The organism is Clostridium merdae (assembly GCF_900176635.1).
In the GTDB taxonomy this organism is placed as follows: Bacteria; Bacillota; Clostridia; order Oscillospirales; family Acutalibacteraceae; genus Faecalispora; species Faecalispora merdae.
This window is the reverse complement of the sequence record NZ_FXLN01000004.1, coordinates 562,427-578,138: the sequence shown is the minus strand read 5'-3', so window position 1 is coordinate 578,138 and position 15,712 is coordinate 562,427. Positions and strand designations below refer to the sequence as shown.

Here is a 15,712-nt window from a genome sequence, read left to right as displayed (position 1 = left end):
AAAGCTGTTGCGAACAAGGATGAATTCTGTTCCTTGTCAGCAACAGCTATGCTGTGAATTAAGACGCGGTATCCTTGCGCCCGCGTTTTTGTGGATTTGAAATTTTAATTTTAACCGGCTTCCGGTTTTCATTATAACCCAACTCTGGCTCCGTACCTTTTTGTACGGCCTCAGGTGTAATTGTCACTTTCTCTACCGTATATTCCGTTGGTACGTCATACATCAGCGGAGTGAGGATCTCTTCCATAATGGAACGAAGTCCACGAGCACCCGTTTGGCGTTCAATTGTCTTTTTGGCAATCTCACGAAGCGCATCCGGTAAAAACTCAAGGTCAACCTTATCGAGCTGGAAGAGGTGTTTATACTGCTTAACCAGAGAGTTTTTCGGCTCGGTAAGAATTCTTACCAAGGCCTCTTCATCTAGCCCGTTTAATGCGGTAATGACCGGTAAACGCCCTACAAGCTCTGGAATAAGACCGTATTTGACCAAATCATGAGGAATCACCTCAGACATCCATGCAGTGGTGTCCAGCTCTTTTTTGGTTTGGATTTGTGCACCAAAGCCCATAGAAGAGGAGGCTGTCCTTCTTTCAATGATTTTTTCCAATCCGTCAAATGCGCCACCGCAAATAAACAGGATATTAGAAGTATCAATTTGAAGAAACTCCTGCTGTGGGTGCTTGCGACCACCCTGTGGCGGCACATTGCAAACTGAGCCCTCCAGAATTTTCAGCAATGCTTGCTGAACGCCTTCACCGCTTACATCACGAGTGATGGAAGGATTCTCTGATTTTCTAGCAATTTTATCGATTTCATCAATATAGATGATCCCGTTTTCTGCGCGTTCTATATCAAAATCAGCTGCTTGAATTAAGCGAAGCAGGATATTCTCCACATCCTCACCTACATAGCCTGCCTCAGTTAAGGTTGTAGCGTCCGCAATTGCAAACGGTACATCGAGGAGCTTTGCAAGCGTTTGTGCGAGCAGGGTTTTACCTACACCGGTTGGCCCTAGCAAAAGCACATTGCTCTTGCTTATCTCTACATCTTCTCCGCCGTAATATACTCGCTTATAATGATTGTAAACGGCTACGGAAAGAGCTATTTTTGCTCTATCCTGACCAATTACATATTCATCCAGCTTCTTCTTAATTTCCTGCGGTTTGAGCAGGATTGTGCCGGTATCACCCGTGTAGGTCTTTTTTCGGTTCGATAAATGAGATTCATCTTCCAAAATAGAATTACAAAGCTGAACGCATTCATCACAAATATAAACGCCCGGACCAGCAATTAAGCGGCGTGCCTGACTTTGTGGTTTGCCACAAAAGGAGCAGCACAATTCTCTCTCCTTGGTATCGTCGTTATTCGGCATTCTATTATCACCTGCTTCACATAGAAGTTATCTCGTAGAGATTACTTTATCTATCAGTCCGTACGCTGCGGCTTGTTCCGCAGTCATAAAATTATCACGCTCGGTATCTTTAATAATGGTCTCTATAGGTTGCCCCGTTTTCTCGGCTAAAATTTCATTTAACTTCTTTTTGGTGGCAATAATATGATCCGCATGAATCATAATGTCGGTTGCTTGGCCCTGCGCACCGCCGCTGGGCTGGTGAATCATAATTTCACTGTTGGGCAAAGCGAAACGTTTACCCTTGGTGCCGGCAGCCAGCAAGAATGAGCCCATAGAAGCAGCCATGCCCATGCAGATGGTAGAAACATCGCACTTAATATACTGCATCGTATCATAAATTGCCAGGCCAGCTGTTACAACTCCGCCGGGACTGTTGATGTAAAGGCTAATATCCTTTGAGGGGTCTTGGCCTTCCAAATACAGAAGCTGTGCAACAATAAGGCTTGCCGAAGTGTTGTTAACCTCTTCGTTTAACATAATAATTCTATCATTTAACAAGCGGGAAAAAATGTCGTACGAGCGCTCACCGCGATTGGTTTGCTCAATAACATATGGGACTAAACTCATCATAACCACCTTTCTTCACATGCGGGTTTTTATTGTGTTTTCGCCGCCGATTCGCACGGTAATCGGCGGCGGAATAAAATTAGCATCTTTAACGCTTTAAAAGGGAAAGCAATTAGTCTTTCTTCTCTGTGATTTTCGCATTGTCACGAACAACGTTAACAGCCTTCTCTACAGCTAAATCCTGAGCCAAGTCTGCTTCCGGAATAAAGCCCTTTACTTTGTCAACTTCCATGCTGTAGGTTTTGGAAAGCTTCTCAAATTCAGCTTCAATCTCTTCTGCAGTTGCCTTAATGTTTTCAAGCTCTGCAATCTTTTCAAGTGCCAAACGTACCTTAACCTGCTTCTCAGCCTGAGGCTTGAAGTGATCGCGGATGGAGTTCTGATCCATACCGGTATATTTCAGGTAGGTGTTAAAGTCCAGACCCTGAGACTGTAGGCGATATGCAAAATCACGAAGATCGTCGTTGATCTTATTCTGGAACATCGCCTCGGGAATTTCACCCTCCAGCTTTTCAACGAGCTGATCAATCAGTTGAGCCTCAACCTCATCCTGCGCAGCCTTTTCGCGGGAATCAAGCAGATTCTTTTTAATATCCTCTTTATAAGCTTCGAGGGTATCGAATTCGCTTACGTCCTTTGCAAAGTCATCGTCCACTTCGGGAAGCTCTTTTTGCTTAATTTCATGCAGCTTAATTTTAAATACTGCCTCTTTGTTCTGAAGAGTAGATGCCTGGTAATCCTCCGGGAATGTGACAGTAATGTCGAACTCTTCTCCAGTGGTGTGGCCAACTACCTTCTCTTCAAAGCCAGGAATAAACTGGCCGGAGCCCAAGTCAAGAGTATGGTTCTCTGCCTTGCCGCCTTCAAATGCAACACCGTCAACAAAACCTTCAAAATCAATTACAACGGCATCGCCGAGCTGTGCCGGGCGGTCTTCCACAGTAATCATTCTGGAGTTGCGATCCTGAACCTTTTTGATTTCATTATTAATGTCCTCATCGGTTACTTCAACCGCAGTTTTGGATGCTTCGAGTCCCTTATAATCTTTGATTGTAACTTCAGGCCATGTAGTAACAACTGCCTTAAATACCAGACCGTCTTTGCCGATGCTAACTACATCAAAATCGATCTTGTCTTCAACCAGTCTCAATTGAGCCGCATTAACAGCAGCGTCTAAAGCAGCAGGATAAACAGCGTTTACAGCGTCCTCGTAGAAAAACTGCTCTCCATAAAATTTTTCAATAAATTTGCGCGGAGCCTTTCCTTTACGGAAGCCCGGAATCGTAATTTTTTTGCCCTGTTTATGAAAAGCCTGATTCAACGCCTTTTCAAAAGTATCCGCATCAACCTCAACCTCCAGTTGATAACGGTTAGTTTCTACCTGATTGGACGATTTTAAACTCATTTTGTTTTCCTCCTGCTAATTGCAAATTAATCTTAATTTATTATTAAAGAAATTTAGAAGCTATTTTACTGTTTTTGTTAGATAAGTACGTAAGGACATTACCGACTAGCTATTATTACTACGCTTTCAGCCGTCCAAAGCTTCGCTTTGGCATACGGCGTGAGGTTATTATAGTGCAAAATTCGAGATGCTAAAATATTAATATCTAAAACAAACAGAATCATACAGCTGGCACTTCAATGCTCTTTCAGCCGTCCAAAGCTTTGCTTTAGCATACGGCGTGAAGTTATTATAGTGCAAAATTCGAGATGCTAAAATATCAATATCTAAAACAAACAGAATCATACAGCTGGCACTTCAATGCTCTTTCAGCCGTCCAAAGCTTCGCTTTGGCATACGGCGTGAGGTTATTATAGTGCAAAATTCAAGATGCTAAAATATCAATATCTAAAACAAACGGAATCATACAGCTGGCACTTCAATGCTCTTTCAGCCGTCCAAAGCTTTGCTTTGGCATACGGCGTGAGGTTATTATAGCATATCAGGGGCAAATATTCCATATTTTCACGGAAATGTTCATAATTTATTTAACATACAAAAAGCGGCGCAAAATGCAGGTAATCACAGGAAATAAGGTGTAGCTCAATGCCCTGATACTCCCCTGTTACCGCCCTGCGGGATGCCTGCGTACCGTGAATGTGGCCAAAATAGCATTTTGAAATTCCGCGGTCTAATAAAATCTGCAATATCTCTTTACAAACCATTCCGTCATAAACGGGCGGGTAATGCAAAAAAACAATTGGTGTAAGCCCTTGTGCGACAGCGTGGTTAATTGAGGTAATTAACCTGCCTGCCTCCCGATTCACAATTTTAATGTCTTCATCGGTCGCCGCATTATAAAGCCAACCCCGTGTACCACAAATTCCATATTTGCCAACTGCATAAGAATCATTATGGATGATGTGTAGCGAATGAAAGCCCTTTTCGGCTAGATAGGTATCAATTTTATTTCTGGTACTCCACCAGTAATCATGATTGCCCTTTAAAAGCAGCTTTGTGCCCGGCAGAGAATGTAAAAAGGAAAAATCCTTTTCTGTTTCTTCCAGCTTCATTGCCCATGAAATATCGCCGGCAATGACTACTGTATCTTCCGGTTTCACAATGCTGCGCCAGTTTTCCTCCAGCCTCTCAACATAATTGTGCCAGCCCTCAAAAACATCCATCGGCTTATTGGTGCCAAGAGAAAGGTGCAGGTCGGCAATCGCATACAATGCCATGTGCTACCTCGTTTCTATTCTTTAGGCTTTTGGCTCAAGCCCAGCCATTTGTAGAACAACCTGGGGCATTTGCGCAACCTCGCAGCAATTCTGGAAACGTATTGTTTTTTCCTGAAGCTGAGCAATTGGCGCAGGCGCAACCGTGCTGGTAAGAGAAGAAAGCTGCTGAACCTTAGCAAAGTCATCCTCTTCCTGCTTTTGTGCTGGTGCCACTGCCTCGAGCACACTATCTGCAAACTTATAAGGGCTTGCAGTTGAAACAATTACTGTGGGAGTAGACTTGTCCCCAGTGGCCTTTACATACTGCTCATATACATCGGACGCCACAGCAGTGTGAGGGTCACAAAGATAATTCTTACTCAGGAACATTTCGTAGATTGTTTTCTGTGTCTGAGCATCATCACAGCAACCGGAGAAAAACAGGTCTTTCAGTACGGCAGTCAACTCAGAACCAACGGAATAGCGGCCTGTGGTGTTCAGTTCAGTCATCCAACTTGCGACCTGGTCAGAGTTGCAGCCGGTTAAGTCAAACAGCAGGCGCTCCAAGTTGCTGGACACCAAAATATCCATAGATGGAGAGATTGTTGTATAGAATTTACGGTTGCGGTCATAAACACCGGTGCTTAAAAATTCAGTCAGTACATTATTAGAGTTTGAGGCACAAATTAGCTTCCCAATCGGCAAACCCATTTTTTTTGCATAATATGCAGCTAAAATATTACCAAAATTGCCGGTAGGCACTACAATATTCAAGGGTTGACCCATTTCTAACATGCGTTGCTCTGCGGCATCGCAGTACGCAGAAAAATAATAAACTATCTGCGGTAGCAGGCGGCCCCAGTTAATGGAGTTTGCACTGGAGAACAGCATACCGTTGTCTTCCAGCTCTTTACGAATTTCAGGATTGGTAAAGATGCGTTTTACGCCAGTTTGTGCATCATCAAAATTACCCTCGATTGCGCAGACAGCAACGTTTTCACCTTCCTGTGTATTCATTTGGCGCTGCTGCATTGCACTAACGCCCTTATCTGGATAAAACACCAGAATTTTGGTGTCGGGAACATCACGGAAGCCTTCCAAAGCCGCCTTCCCTGTATCGCCAGAGGTGGCAACAAGAATAACCGCTGTTTTATCACATTTTGTCTTTTTTAAAGAACGCGTGAGCAAATGCGGCAATAGCTGTAAAGCCATATCTTTAAAAGCACAGGTTGGCCCGTGCCATAGCTCTAGAAAAGCCTGGTTGCTGCCTGCAATACGGTGAAGCGGAGCTGCACCACCAGGGAATTTTTGTTCAGAGTACGCACTCTCTACACATTCCTTAATTTCTTCTACTGTAAATTCCGGTAAGAAATCGGCAACGATATGTGCGGCACGCTCTGTGTAGCTTTTTTTGCAAAGCTGCTTTAAATCGTCAGCGGAATAGGACGGAAGGCTCTCTGGAACAAACAGTCCTCCATTTTCCGAAATTCCCTGAACAATCGCCTGTGCGGCGGAAAGTGATTCTGCTTTGTTTCTGGTGCATTTATACTGCAAGGTGATTCCCCCTTTTTGTTCGTTCCTTGCCCTATTTTATAATAAAACGTTCGGTGTGTCAAAGAATATTCAAAAATTGAGATGTGTAAAAAACACATAAGCTATTTTGAGCGCAAAGTCTCTCTTTTCCATACAAAAACGAGGGAGAAATCAAGTGATTTCTCGGAGAATTATGCAAAACGCCCTTGCGCTTCAAATGCGTTTTCAATATATTCCAAAGAAAACGCAGCACCTTCCCCTGCTGTTCGCACTACAGCAACGTCAAACCGAGGTTGCAAATATGTTTCGTTCTGCGATAGAAATTGCAAGGCAGTGGAAATGATTTTTCGTTGTTTAGAGGCAGATACCGCTTCTTGCGGAACACCAACGCAACGCTTTCCGCGGGTTTTTACCTCAACAAATATCAAAAAGCTACCGTTCTGCGCAATAATGTCGATCTCGCCGAAGCGGGAACGATAATTTCGGCACAGAATTCGGCAGCCTCGTTTTTCCAACTCATCTGCAACATATTGCTCACCCAGTTTACCAGAGTGATTATCCAACCAAACCCTCTCCCAGTATCTTTTTCAAGAAGCTTTTGCGGTGAACTGCGCAATAACCATGTTTGAGCAAGAGCTCTCTATGTAGTGCAGTTCCGTAGCCTTTGTGTTTTTTAAATTGATATTCCGGGTAAATTTGGTCAAGCTCCAACATCACACGGTCTCGGCTAACCTTTGCTAAGATAGAAGCTGCGGCAATGCTTGCGCTGAGGGAATCCCCTTTGATAATGAGCGAGGTTTCCACCGGAAGCCGAGGGTCGCGGTTACCGTCTACCAGTGCACAGTCTGACGCAAGAGATAAACCGGAAAAGGCACGGTTCATAGCTAGAAAGGTTGCTTGCAATATATTAATTTCGTCGATTTCCTGTTCCGTTGCAAAGGCGATGGAATACGAGAGAGCTTGCTGCTGAATTTGGTCAAACAACAACTCCCTCTTTTTCTCGCTTAACTTTTTAGAATCGTTAAGCCCATCAATTTCACAATGGTTCGGTAATATAACTGCGGCAGCAAACACCGGCCCTGCTAAAGGCCCCCTGCCTGCTTCATCAATACCACAAACAGCAGTAAATCCTTTTTGCTGTGCTTCATTCTCATAAGAAAACCAGTTCGTCATTTCTGCACCTGCTCCAAAGTAACTCGACCTAGCTTTGCTCCACGGAATTCATCGAGCACCATAATAGCGGCACGCTCCATGTCGACCTCTCCACCAGAGATAAGCATTCCTCGCTTTTTACCAATTAAGCTGAGGATTTCGTACCCCTTCATACCAGTAAAATCCACTTCTTGCAGCTTATAGCGTTCCTTGAGTGGTGCGGGGTAAGATACCGTAAGCACCTCTAACAAACGGGCAGCCAGATTTTCAGTGTCGACTACATCGTCCTTTACAGCGCCGGTAAAGGCCAAACGTTCACCTACGAGTGGGTCTTCAAATTTAGGCCAGAGAACACCGGGAGTATCTAAAAGCTCAAAGCCGCCGCCCAGTGTAAACCACTGGTTATTTCGGGTAACACCCGGTCTATCCTCTACATTGGCTTTTCCCCCGCGGGAAAGCTTATTGATAAAGGAAGATTTACCTACGTTCGGCACTCCAACAACCATAACACGAATGGGTCGCCCAACCATTCCCTTTGCTCGCCAAGAAGCAATGCGCTCCGAAAGCTCATCACGCACCAGCGGGAAAAAGGCTTTTAAGTTTTTGCCGGAACGGCTGTCTAATGCAACTGCTGAAATTCCCTTCGACTGGTAGAAGCGGATCCAGCGCTCGGTCTGCGCGGGATCCGCTAAATCGGATTTATTCATTAAAATAACCCGCGGCTTGTTTTGAATCAAGCTGTCCAACACAGGGTTCCTGCTGCTAACTGGAACGCGGGCATCAATCATCTCCGCTGCAATATCTACCAGCTTAAGGCTTTTTTCAATTTGTCGTTTTGTTCGGGTCATGTGACCCGGATACCAATGAACTGATTGTGGCTCGCTCATGATCCAATCCTTCCAAACCGGGGCACCGGAAACAGAATCATTTCCGCTTTCCCCAAAATATAACGTTCATCTACCATGCCAACTGCTTCAAAACGGCTGTCTTCTGAAACCTCTCGGTTATCACCAAGAACAAAAATATGGCCTGCCGGAACAGTTTGCGGAAATTGAAGCAAAGATTCCGAGGTCATGGGCTCATGAGTAATCCCGCTTTCAATATACGAAGACTCGTCAATCTCTTTACCGTCAACAATTACATTGCCCGAAATATAGTCAATATCAACCGTTTGTCCCGGTAACGCAATCACACGCTTTACAATTGGCTTTGTTAAACCGATGGTTCGTTTTAACACCACCACATCGCCTTGTTTGGGCTGATAAAAATAGCTGGAAACCACAATTCGGTCTCCGCTAAAAAGATTCGGCAGCATAGAGGTTCCATCCACCGTAACTACTCGAAACAGAAAAGTGAACAGAATCACCACAGCGACCAGAGCCATCACCAGAGAATCTACCCACTCAAAGCAACTTACCGTAAAGGCACTGGGGTGAGGAGACGGATCATTCGGGTTCAGGTTACCTTGTTGCAGCTCTGATTGCTCAAGGACGTTGTTATCTTCTTCTTGCAACGCACGAACGCCTCCTTTTGATGAATAGCAAAAAAGGGACAATCAATGTCCCTTTTTCACCATGGAAAGCAATGCAAAGTTTTCTTCGCACGCTTTTCAAAGACCAAATATAATGGGAGCCATTTTCGCTATTAGCGAATCTGCTCTTTAACCTTTGCAGCCTTACCAACTCTATCGCGTAGGTAGTACAGCTTCGCACGGCGTACACGACCCTTACGAACAATGGTAACATCCTTCACGTTGGGGGAATGGATCGGGAAAACTCTCTCCACACCTACACCATAGGATACGCGTCTAACAGTAAAGGTTTCAGCAATACCGCTGCCTTTACGGGCAATTACAGTACCTTCAAACAGCTGAATTCTCTCTCTTTCACCTTCACGAATATTAACGCTGACCTTAACGGTATCGCCGATACCAAACTTCGGCAGTTCTGCTTTTGCAGATTCTTGAGAAATTAATTTTAAAGCATCCATTCTTTTTCCTCCTAATATATCAGACATTCATGCTATGCAGAGGACTGTCCGCTTCAATGTCACGGTTTCCCGGGCATTGAACCCCGCCGGAAAGGCCAACGGTATCCAAATGCCCATATATCATACCATATCCAACTAAAAACTGCAATAATATTTTTAAATATTCTAAATTAAAAGAAAGTAACTTTCATTCATCCTAAAACGGAGCTATTCTTCCCTATTTTTCATCTTTCGTAATCAAAATAAAACGAAAGTTTACTTATGGTATTTACCGTTATTATTGATTTGAAAAGCGCGGTAAATTTGTTCACAAAGCATCACTCTGGCCAATTGGTGCGGAAAGGTCATTGGGGACATGGAGAGGCGAAGAGCACTTTTTTCTTTCACTTCATCCGAAAGCCCACACGAGCTACCAATGATAAACGTAAACGCACTGGTTCCTGTTACGGCACGCCGTTCCAGTTCAGCTGCAAGCTGTGGCGATGAAAGAAGCTTGCCCTCAATGCACAAAGAGATAATTGCACCCTGCGCCAGAGAAAGTAAGTGCTCCCCTTCTTTTTTTAATGCCGCCTGAATCAACGCGTCAGATGGAGAATCGGGCAAACGTTCCTCCGCAATTTCTGTAATTGTAAAATGGCAAAACGCACCCAACCGTTTTGCGTATTCTTCACATGCGGACTGTAAATATTTTTCTTTCAGTTTGCCCACACACAATAATTGAATGGTTACCATATATTCTCCTGAAAATAAAAGACTAGAACAAGATGACTTTCCCGGTATGATTTTCTCTAGATGCAACCATCAATTCAAAATCGACTTGTTCCTCTAAGCCAGCCATTTTTAACGCGCACAAAGCGCTTTGGTATGCAATGTCTGGCGTATTGTTCTCTGCACTCAAATGAGCCAGCACAAAGCGCGTGGTTCCCATGCCTGCTAAATGAGGAAGTATTTGAGAGCAAACCTCATTTGAGAGATGTCCTACATCAGAGAGAATACGGCGCTTTAAATAATAAGGATAGGGGCCGTTTTGCAGCATTCTCACATCGTGGTTTGATTCCAGTACTACCAGATTACTGGTTTCTAACTCCTGACATACTTCGTCGGATATGTACCCTAAATCGGTTGCAAGGGTAAACGTTCTGTCGTCAGCGGTTTGAATACGGTACCCGGTTCCTTCGGCACAGTCGTGTGAAATTGGGAAAGGGCGAATCAGCATTTCAGCGCATTCCATTCCCCTCTCTTCCACAACACAGCAAGTCATCTTTGCCGTTATTTCTCCCGAATCCTCCAAAGCTTGAAGTGTTCCGGCGGATGCGTAAACCGGTATTTGATTTTTTTCGGTAAACACACGAAGCCCTTTTACATGGTCAATATGCTCATGAGTTATAAAAATGCCTTTAATTGCGGAAGTGGAGATTTCACAGCTTTCCAGCATTTTCGTAATTTGCCGAGCACTTCGGCCAATGTCAATTAACACACCAGCGTCGCGGCTTCCTACATAAAAACTATTTCCGCTGCTACCACTGAACAGCGGGCAAAACCTTGCCATAGCATGCTCCTTTAATGAACAGTAAAATGGTTCAGGCCGGCCAAACAAACCGGAGCCTGAACCTTTCGTGTTTATTACATTGATTAAACGGCCTGCGCCACGGAAGGATCCGGAACATGAACACGCTTAATGTCTGCACCAAGGGCTAAAAGCTTCTCTTCCACATCTTCATACCCTCGTTCAATATGCTGAATATCTTCAATTTGGCTTACGCCATGTGCACACAAGGCGGCAATTAGCATAGCTGCGCCGGCACGCAAATCCGTAGCTCTTACTGGCGCCGCATTCAGGTTCTCAACACCTTCAATCACAGCCAGCTTACCATCAACAGAAATTTGGGCGCCCATTCGCTTTAGCTCTTCCACATAGCGGAAGCGGTTATCCCAAACACTTTCATTCACAATACTGGTACCGTGCGCAATAGAAAGCACAACGGCGATTTGAGGCTGCATATCAGTCGGGAAGCCCGGGTGGGGCATTGTTTTAATATTGCAGCGGTTCAACGGTTGGTCACGGCTTATGCGAATGGAATCGTCGAATTCCTCCACACATACACCCATTTCCTCCAGTTTGGCGGAAATGGATTCTAAGTGCTTGGGAATTACGTTTTTAATGAGCACGTCGCCGCCGGTCGCAGCAGCGGCAGCCATATAGGTGCCTGCCTCAATTTGATCAGGAATAATAGAGTAGGTTGTCCCTCTAAGATGCTCTACCCCATAAATTTTAATCACATCTGTGCCCGCACCACGCACATCGGCGCCCATGGAGTTTAAAAAGTTAGCCAAATCAACAATATGAGGCTCTTTGGCAGCGTTTTCAATTACAGTCGTACCTTTGGCCCGTACGGCCGCCAGCATAATATTCACCGTCGCACCGACCGAAACTACGTCCATGTAAATGTTGTTGCCAACAAGCTCTTTCGCAGTTACGTCAACCATTCCGCCCTCAAGTGTATAGGTCGCACCTAAAGCCGCAAACCCTTTTAAATGTTGATCAATAGGCCGAACACCAAAATCACACCCACCAGGCATACTAACAACGGCATGGCGAAAACGGCCAAGCAAAGCGCCTAACAGGTAATAAGAACCACGAATATGCCTTGCAAGCTCATAGGAAGCAACGCAGGAATGAATGGACCTCGGGTCAATCTCAATTGTTGAGGAATTAATCTTTCGTATTTTAGCACCCATGTCGTATAAAATACGGGTGATTGCAGTCACATCTGTTATATTTGGAACATTTTCAATTCTACAAACATCATCCGCCATAATGGCAGCTGGAATAATTGCGATAGCAGCATTTTTAGCGCCACTTATAGTTACTTCACCAGTCAGCCGATTGCCACCGGTAATTACATATTTATCCAACGCGGCACGCTCCAATCATTATAATAACAAATAGTATTGTCATGAAACTTTAAGGATAATTAAAATATTGTAATAACAAAAAATGTTTTTTAAAAGTCATCAATAAATGGATTATATTGCCAAATAAAAAACGGAGAAAATTAAAAAAACTCGCCTTAAAAAGATTCTTGCATAGCTATTTTGTACTTCTAAGATGATAATACACCAAGGAAAAAAAGTCAATAAAATCGCTAAATTAATCGATTACAAGCATGTAATAAAAAAGGCATTTCGTTTACATGCGAAATGCCTTTTTTTTACATTAGCGGCTCACATACAGCATAGGATTCACTTTTTGTCCATTTTTGATAACCTCAAAATGCAAATGTGCTCCGGTAGAATCTCCTGTGCTGCCAATTAAAGCAATCGGTTGACCCTTAGAAACTCTTTGCCCTGAAGATACCAAAATTTTGCTGGTATGGCCATATAGAGTTGATACTCCGTTGCCGTGGTTAATTTGCAGGTGATACCCATACCCACTGGAACTAAACTTCACATAGGTGACTACGCCGCCATCTGCCGCTACAATTGTTTTACCGTAAGAATTACCACCAGAAATATCAATACCAGTGTGCATTCTGCCCCAACGGTAAGCAAAGTAGCTGGTAATATTACGAATAGAAGGTACCGGCCACATAAGCGACCCGCTGCTTTCACCAGAACCACTATACTGCGGCCTTTTCTTTGTGCCTGTAACAATCTTCTTATCAATCGCCTCAGTTACCACACGCCTGCTGAGAGTGGAGCGACTGGTTTCAATTCCGTTAATATAGGTAACCTCTTCGGTTACTTCCTGCACGCCTTCTTGCCCCTGCGTTACAATCTTAGAATAATCTGTGTATTGGCTATCGTCCTTCTCTGTAACGGTTTTATACGGCAAAGAGGTTGTCCTGCTTAATTTTTTAATCACTTTTACATGCAGCAATGATTGCGGAGTTTGAACATTGAGCTTCATCCCGATTTTCAAACTATCGCCAACCTGGTTATTGTTTAAGCGATTGAGTTCCGATAAGGTTAAATTATACTGCCTTGCAATAGAAGTTGCAGTATCCCCTTGTTTTACGGTATAAACAGCTGCTGTTTGCTGGGAACCGGTAAGTTTATGCGACATATTTTCAGCCGTGATAATACTGGCGGTTGGGAAAAGACCATTAATCGTCTCAACGTCTTCCGCAAAAGAGACCTTTGCAGCTTGGTCGCCCGATTTTGCAGTGTTAAGGATATTTTGCAGAAGATACGTCATATCTGCACTGCTCTTTACAGCCCCTATCAATTCGCCATCCACATATAAGCCACTGCCTTCTTCAATAATTCCATTGGAATGCTGAATTAAGCGATCGCACAGTGTACTGGCTGCGTAAAAGCCGCCGCTGTCCATCGCAGTTAAAATAAATGTGGGGGTAATTTTTAAATTAGCAGTAGAAACGGCATTGTATACCATACGCTGGTTTACCATTTCCGTTGCTTTTTCAAATACAGACTCGTCCTTAATTGTTGCAATCTGTTTGCCTTCGTAGCTGAGCACCAAACCGTAATCTTGATGGTTATAATAGTTAATGGTACCCAAAAGTAAAAAAACAGAGCAAACCGGTGCGGCAATATTCAGTACAGACATCACAAATTTTTTGCGTATTACAAAGTGAAGACCTGCGTGCTGTAGCCGCCCGATTGCACCCTGTAACGTTAAATCTTTCGAAAGCTCTTTTAAATGCTCTCCATCTTTTCGAAAATTATCCTGAAACAGGTGTATTTCTTTTTTTAATCGATTCAGTTGTTTGCCGATTGTTTTTGCATAAATAATCCCTGCTAATTCTACGGCAGGTGTAACAAAGCGGACAAACCTTCTGCGCAGTCTTTTTAAAATCCGGACAGACTGAATCCCGGTGATATATAACATACGGCAGCCAGCGGCGCCGTACCCCTGTATCGAATCTCGATGAAGGGATAGTTGTTGCATTCCGTCAGTCCTTCCTTTCGCACAAGGAAATTGGTTACAATTTTGTAATGAACTTATACTATGATAATATAAATTTTGAAAATATGCAACCTTTTGGAAGGAATTTACAATTTGGTAAAGTTTTCTGACTACTTGGAACGAATCTTAGCCCATTAAACTGGATAAGCCAACTTTTGTTCCGTCCAATTTTTAATCACAGGCAAAAAGGCTGCAACTTCCTCTTTTGCCTCCTTCAAGTCATGCTCCAAATAATTACCACACTCAATGGAGGTGCAGCCGGGCACATCGCCTGTAAAATCAGCGATTTTTTGGAATATCTCCTGTATAAGAGCAATGGCATCCGATTGCTTCATATCTCTTACTAAGAAATAAAAGCCGGTACGGCAGCCCATGGGTCCAAAATATATAATCTGGTCGCGAAAGGAGGAATTACGAACCATGGTAGCAAACAAATGCTCGATTGTGTGCATGGCCGGGTTTGATAAAAACGGCGGTACATTTGGTTTGCGAAAGCGAATATCGTACGTGGTAATATCTCCATCTACCCTAGAAAGATAAATTCCGGGTGTTAAAATATCGTGATTAATTTGAAAGCTTGCGATTTTATCCATATGAAATCCCTCGAATCAAAAGATTTTTTATAATAGTGCTGTCTGTTGGGGTTTACTTATTTTACTATTTTACCGTTTTCCCATACCCTTTGCAAGTATCCTTTATTTAAAGCGGTAATGCGGTCGGTCTTCTCCAAAGAACCAATAACGAATCCAGTCATCCAGTATGATTCCCACGGAAGAAAGCAGGAACCATACAATACTGCTTTTTAGGCTAATTTGACCCCAAAGCTGAAAATGAAGCTTTGAGTAATCCCAAACCTGCCAACCCAACCACAGGTTGACGATACAGCCAGTGAAGAACTCTAAAACCGTAATGATAATTGCTGAGATTAGCATTTGCAGCGGAAGTGGCATCTCCCAAGGAACAACTTCATTGATTAGTCCACACAATACAAAGCAAAGGCCACCAAGTAAAAACATACTCCAATGCGAATAACCTCTCCAGAACACCTCGAGCCAAAAATAGATTAGTCCGCCAACCAAAAAAAGCAAGAACCCTTTTCCCCATCCCTTCATTCATATCCCTCCTATTGCAGATATATTCCGTACGGCAACACAATATGAAAGGTGAGGATTATGAATAACCTGGCAAAAATGCGGAAATCTACCTAAAAGAAGAGACCTTACTAAATATGGTCTTTCAGAATGATTCATGGAGGACAAAAGATGTTTCAGTCAAACAACCCCGAGGTTAACAGCTACTTTGCTTCACTTCCTCATTTTATTCAGGAAGCCATCACACAGTCCAGCGTGGAGATTCAATCGTTAGAGGATTTGAAAAAGATTGCATGCAATTTGCAAGCAAAAGCAGACCAAACAAATTCCTAATACTGCGTCTCAAAGAAGAATATAGAAAGAACCCGGCAGAAA

General features: G+C 43.5%; 17 protein-coding genes. 1 reads left to right on the top strand and 16 read right to left on the bottom strand.

The window, feature by feature from the left end:
* Positions 1–58: 58 nt before the first annotated feature.
* From clpX to CAN90_RS08115, 16 genes are all read right to left on the bottom strand, one after another.
* Entirely contained in the window at positions 59–1,372 is a 1,314-nt protein-coding gene (gene clpX / locus CAN90_RS08190) for an ATP-dependent Clp protease ATP-binding subunit ClpX (RefSeq protein ID WP_085833352.1), read from the bottom strand.
* A 27-nt stretch (positions 1,373–1,399) separates the two neighbouring features.
* Positions 1,400–1,981 (bottom strand): ATP-dependent Clp endopeptidase proteolytic subunit ClpP, encoded by a 582-nt coding sequence (clpP, locus tag CAN90_RS08185; RefSeq protein WP_085833351.1) that lies wholly within the window; start codon positions 1,979–1,981, stop codon positions 1,400–1,402.
* 112 nt (positions 1,982–2,093) lie between these two features.
* Positions 2,094–3,386: a trigger factor gene (gene tig / locus CAN90_RS08180; protein ID WP_085833350.1), complete on the bottom strand. Its 1,293-nt coding sequence runs from the start codon at positions 3,384–3,386 to the stop codon at positions 2,094–2,096.
* Positions 3,387–3,973: 587 nt separating this feature from the next.
* A complete protein-coding gene (locus tag CAN90_RS08175) occupies positions 3,974–4,663 on the bottom strand; it encodes a metallophosphoesterase (RefSeq protein ID WP_085833349.1) in 690 nt (229 codons plus the stop codon).
* Positions 4,664–4,684: 21 nt separating this feature from the next.
* Positions 4,685–6,196, bottom strand: coding sequence for a threonine synthase (gene thrC, locus CAN90_RS08170; RefSeq protein ID WP_085833348.1), 1,512 nt, complete (start codon positions 6,194–6,196; stop codon positions 4,685–4,687).
* Between the two features lie 170 nt (positions 6,197–6,366).
* Positions 6,367–6,738: a YraN family protein gene (locus tag CAN90_RS08165; RefSeq protein ID WP_085833347.1), complete on the bottom strand. Its 372-nt coding sequence runs from the start codon at positions 6,736–6,738 to the stop codon at positions 6,367–6,369.
* Positions 6,731–7,348: a ribonuclease HII gene (locus CAN90_RS08160; RefSeq protein WP_085833346.1), complete on the bottom strand. Its 618-nt coding sequence runs from the start codon at positions 7,346–7,348 to the stop codon at positions 6,731–6,733. The genes CAN90_RS08165 and CAN90_RS08160 overlap by 8 nt, the downstream gene beginning before the upstream one ends.
* A complete protein-coding gene (gene ylqF / locus CAN90_RS08155) occupies positions 7,345–8,214 on the bottom strand; it encodes a ribosome biogenesis GTPase YlqF (protein ID WP_085833345.1) in 870 nt (289 codons plus the stop codon). The genes CAN90_RS08160 and ylqF overlap by 4 nt, the downstream gene beginning before the upstream one ends.
* Positions 8,211–8,840 carry a signal peptidase I gene (gene lepB, locus CAN90_RS08150; RefSeq protein ID WP_085833344.1) on the bottom strand — a complete coding sequence of 210 codons (630 nt, stop codon included), beginning with the start codon at positions 8,838–8,840 and terminating at the stop codon, positions 8,211–8,213. Before lepB ends, ylqF begins: the two co-directional genes overlap by 4 nt.
* A gap of 131 nt (positions 8,841–8,971) precedes the next feature.
* Positions 8,972–9,316, bottom strand: coding sequence for a 50S ribosomal protein L19 (gene rplS, locus CAN90_RS08145; protein ID WP_085833343.1), 345 nt, complete (start codon positions 9,314–9,316; stop codon positions 8,972–8,974).
* 255 nt (positions 9,317–9,571) lie between these two features.
* A complete protein-coding gene (gene rlmH, locus CAN90_RS08140; protein WP_085833342.1) occupies positions 9,572–10,048 on the bottom strand; it encodes a 23S rRNA (pseudouridine(1915)-N(3))-methyltransferase RlmH in 477 nt (158 codons plus the stop codon).
* Positions 10,049–10,070: 22 nt separating this feature from the next.
* Positions 10,071–10,865 (bottom strand): MBL fold metallo-hydrolase, encoded by a 795-nt coding sequence (locus CAN90_RS08135; RefSeq protein WP_085833341.1) that lies wholly within the window; start codon positions 10,863–10,865, stop codon positions 10,071–10,073.
* An 83-nt stretch (positions 10,866–10,948) separates the two neighbouring features.
* On the bottom strand, positions 10,949–12,232 hold the full coding sequence (locus CAN90_RS08130) for a UDP-N-acetylglucosamine 1-carboxyvinyltransferase (RefSeq protein WP_085833340.1): 1,284 nt from the start codon (positions 12,230–12,232) through the stop codon (positions 10,949–10,951).
* Positions 12,233–12,533: 301 nt separating this feature from the next.
* Positions 12,534–14,228 (bottom strand): LysM peptidoglycan-binding domain-containing M23 family metallopeptidase, encoded by a 1,695-nt coding sequence (locus CAN90_RS08125; RefSeq protein ID WP_085833339.1) that lies wholly within the window; start codon positions 14,226–14,228, stop codon positions 12,534–12,536.
* Between the two features lie 152 nt (positions 14,229–14,380).
* The gene (locus CAN90_RS08120; protein WP_085833338.1) at positions 14,381–14,839 is read right to left on the bottom strand and encodes an S-ribosylhomocysteine lyase; all 459 of its coding nucleotides are present in this window, start codon (positions 14,837–14,839) and stop codon (positions 14,381–14,383) included.
* A gap of 102 nt (positions 14,840–14,941) precedes the next feature.
* Positions 14,942–15,358, bottom strand: coding sequence for a putative ABC transporter permease (locus CAN90_RS08115; RefSeq protein ID WP_085833337.1), 417 nt, complete (start codon positions 15,356–15,358; stop codon positions 14,942–14,944).
* A 150-nt stretch (positions 15,359–15,508) separates the two neighbouring features.
* On the opposite strand from CAN90_RS08115, the gene CAN90_RS13720 reads away from it, so the two are divergent.
* Positions 15,509–15,670, top strand: coding sequence for a hypothetical protein (locus CAN90_RS13720; protein WP_187138321.1), 162 nt, complete (start codon positions 15,509–15,511; stop codon positions 15,668–15,670).
* Positions 15,671–15,712 lie beyond the last annotated feature (42 nt).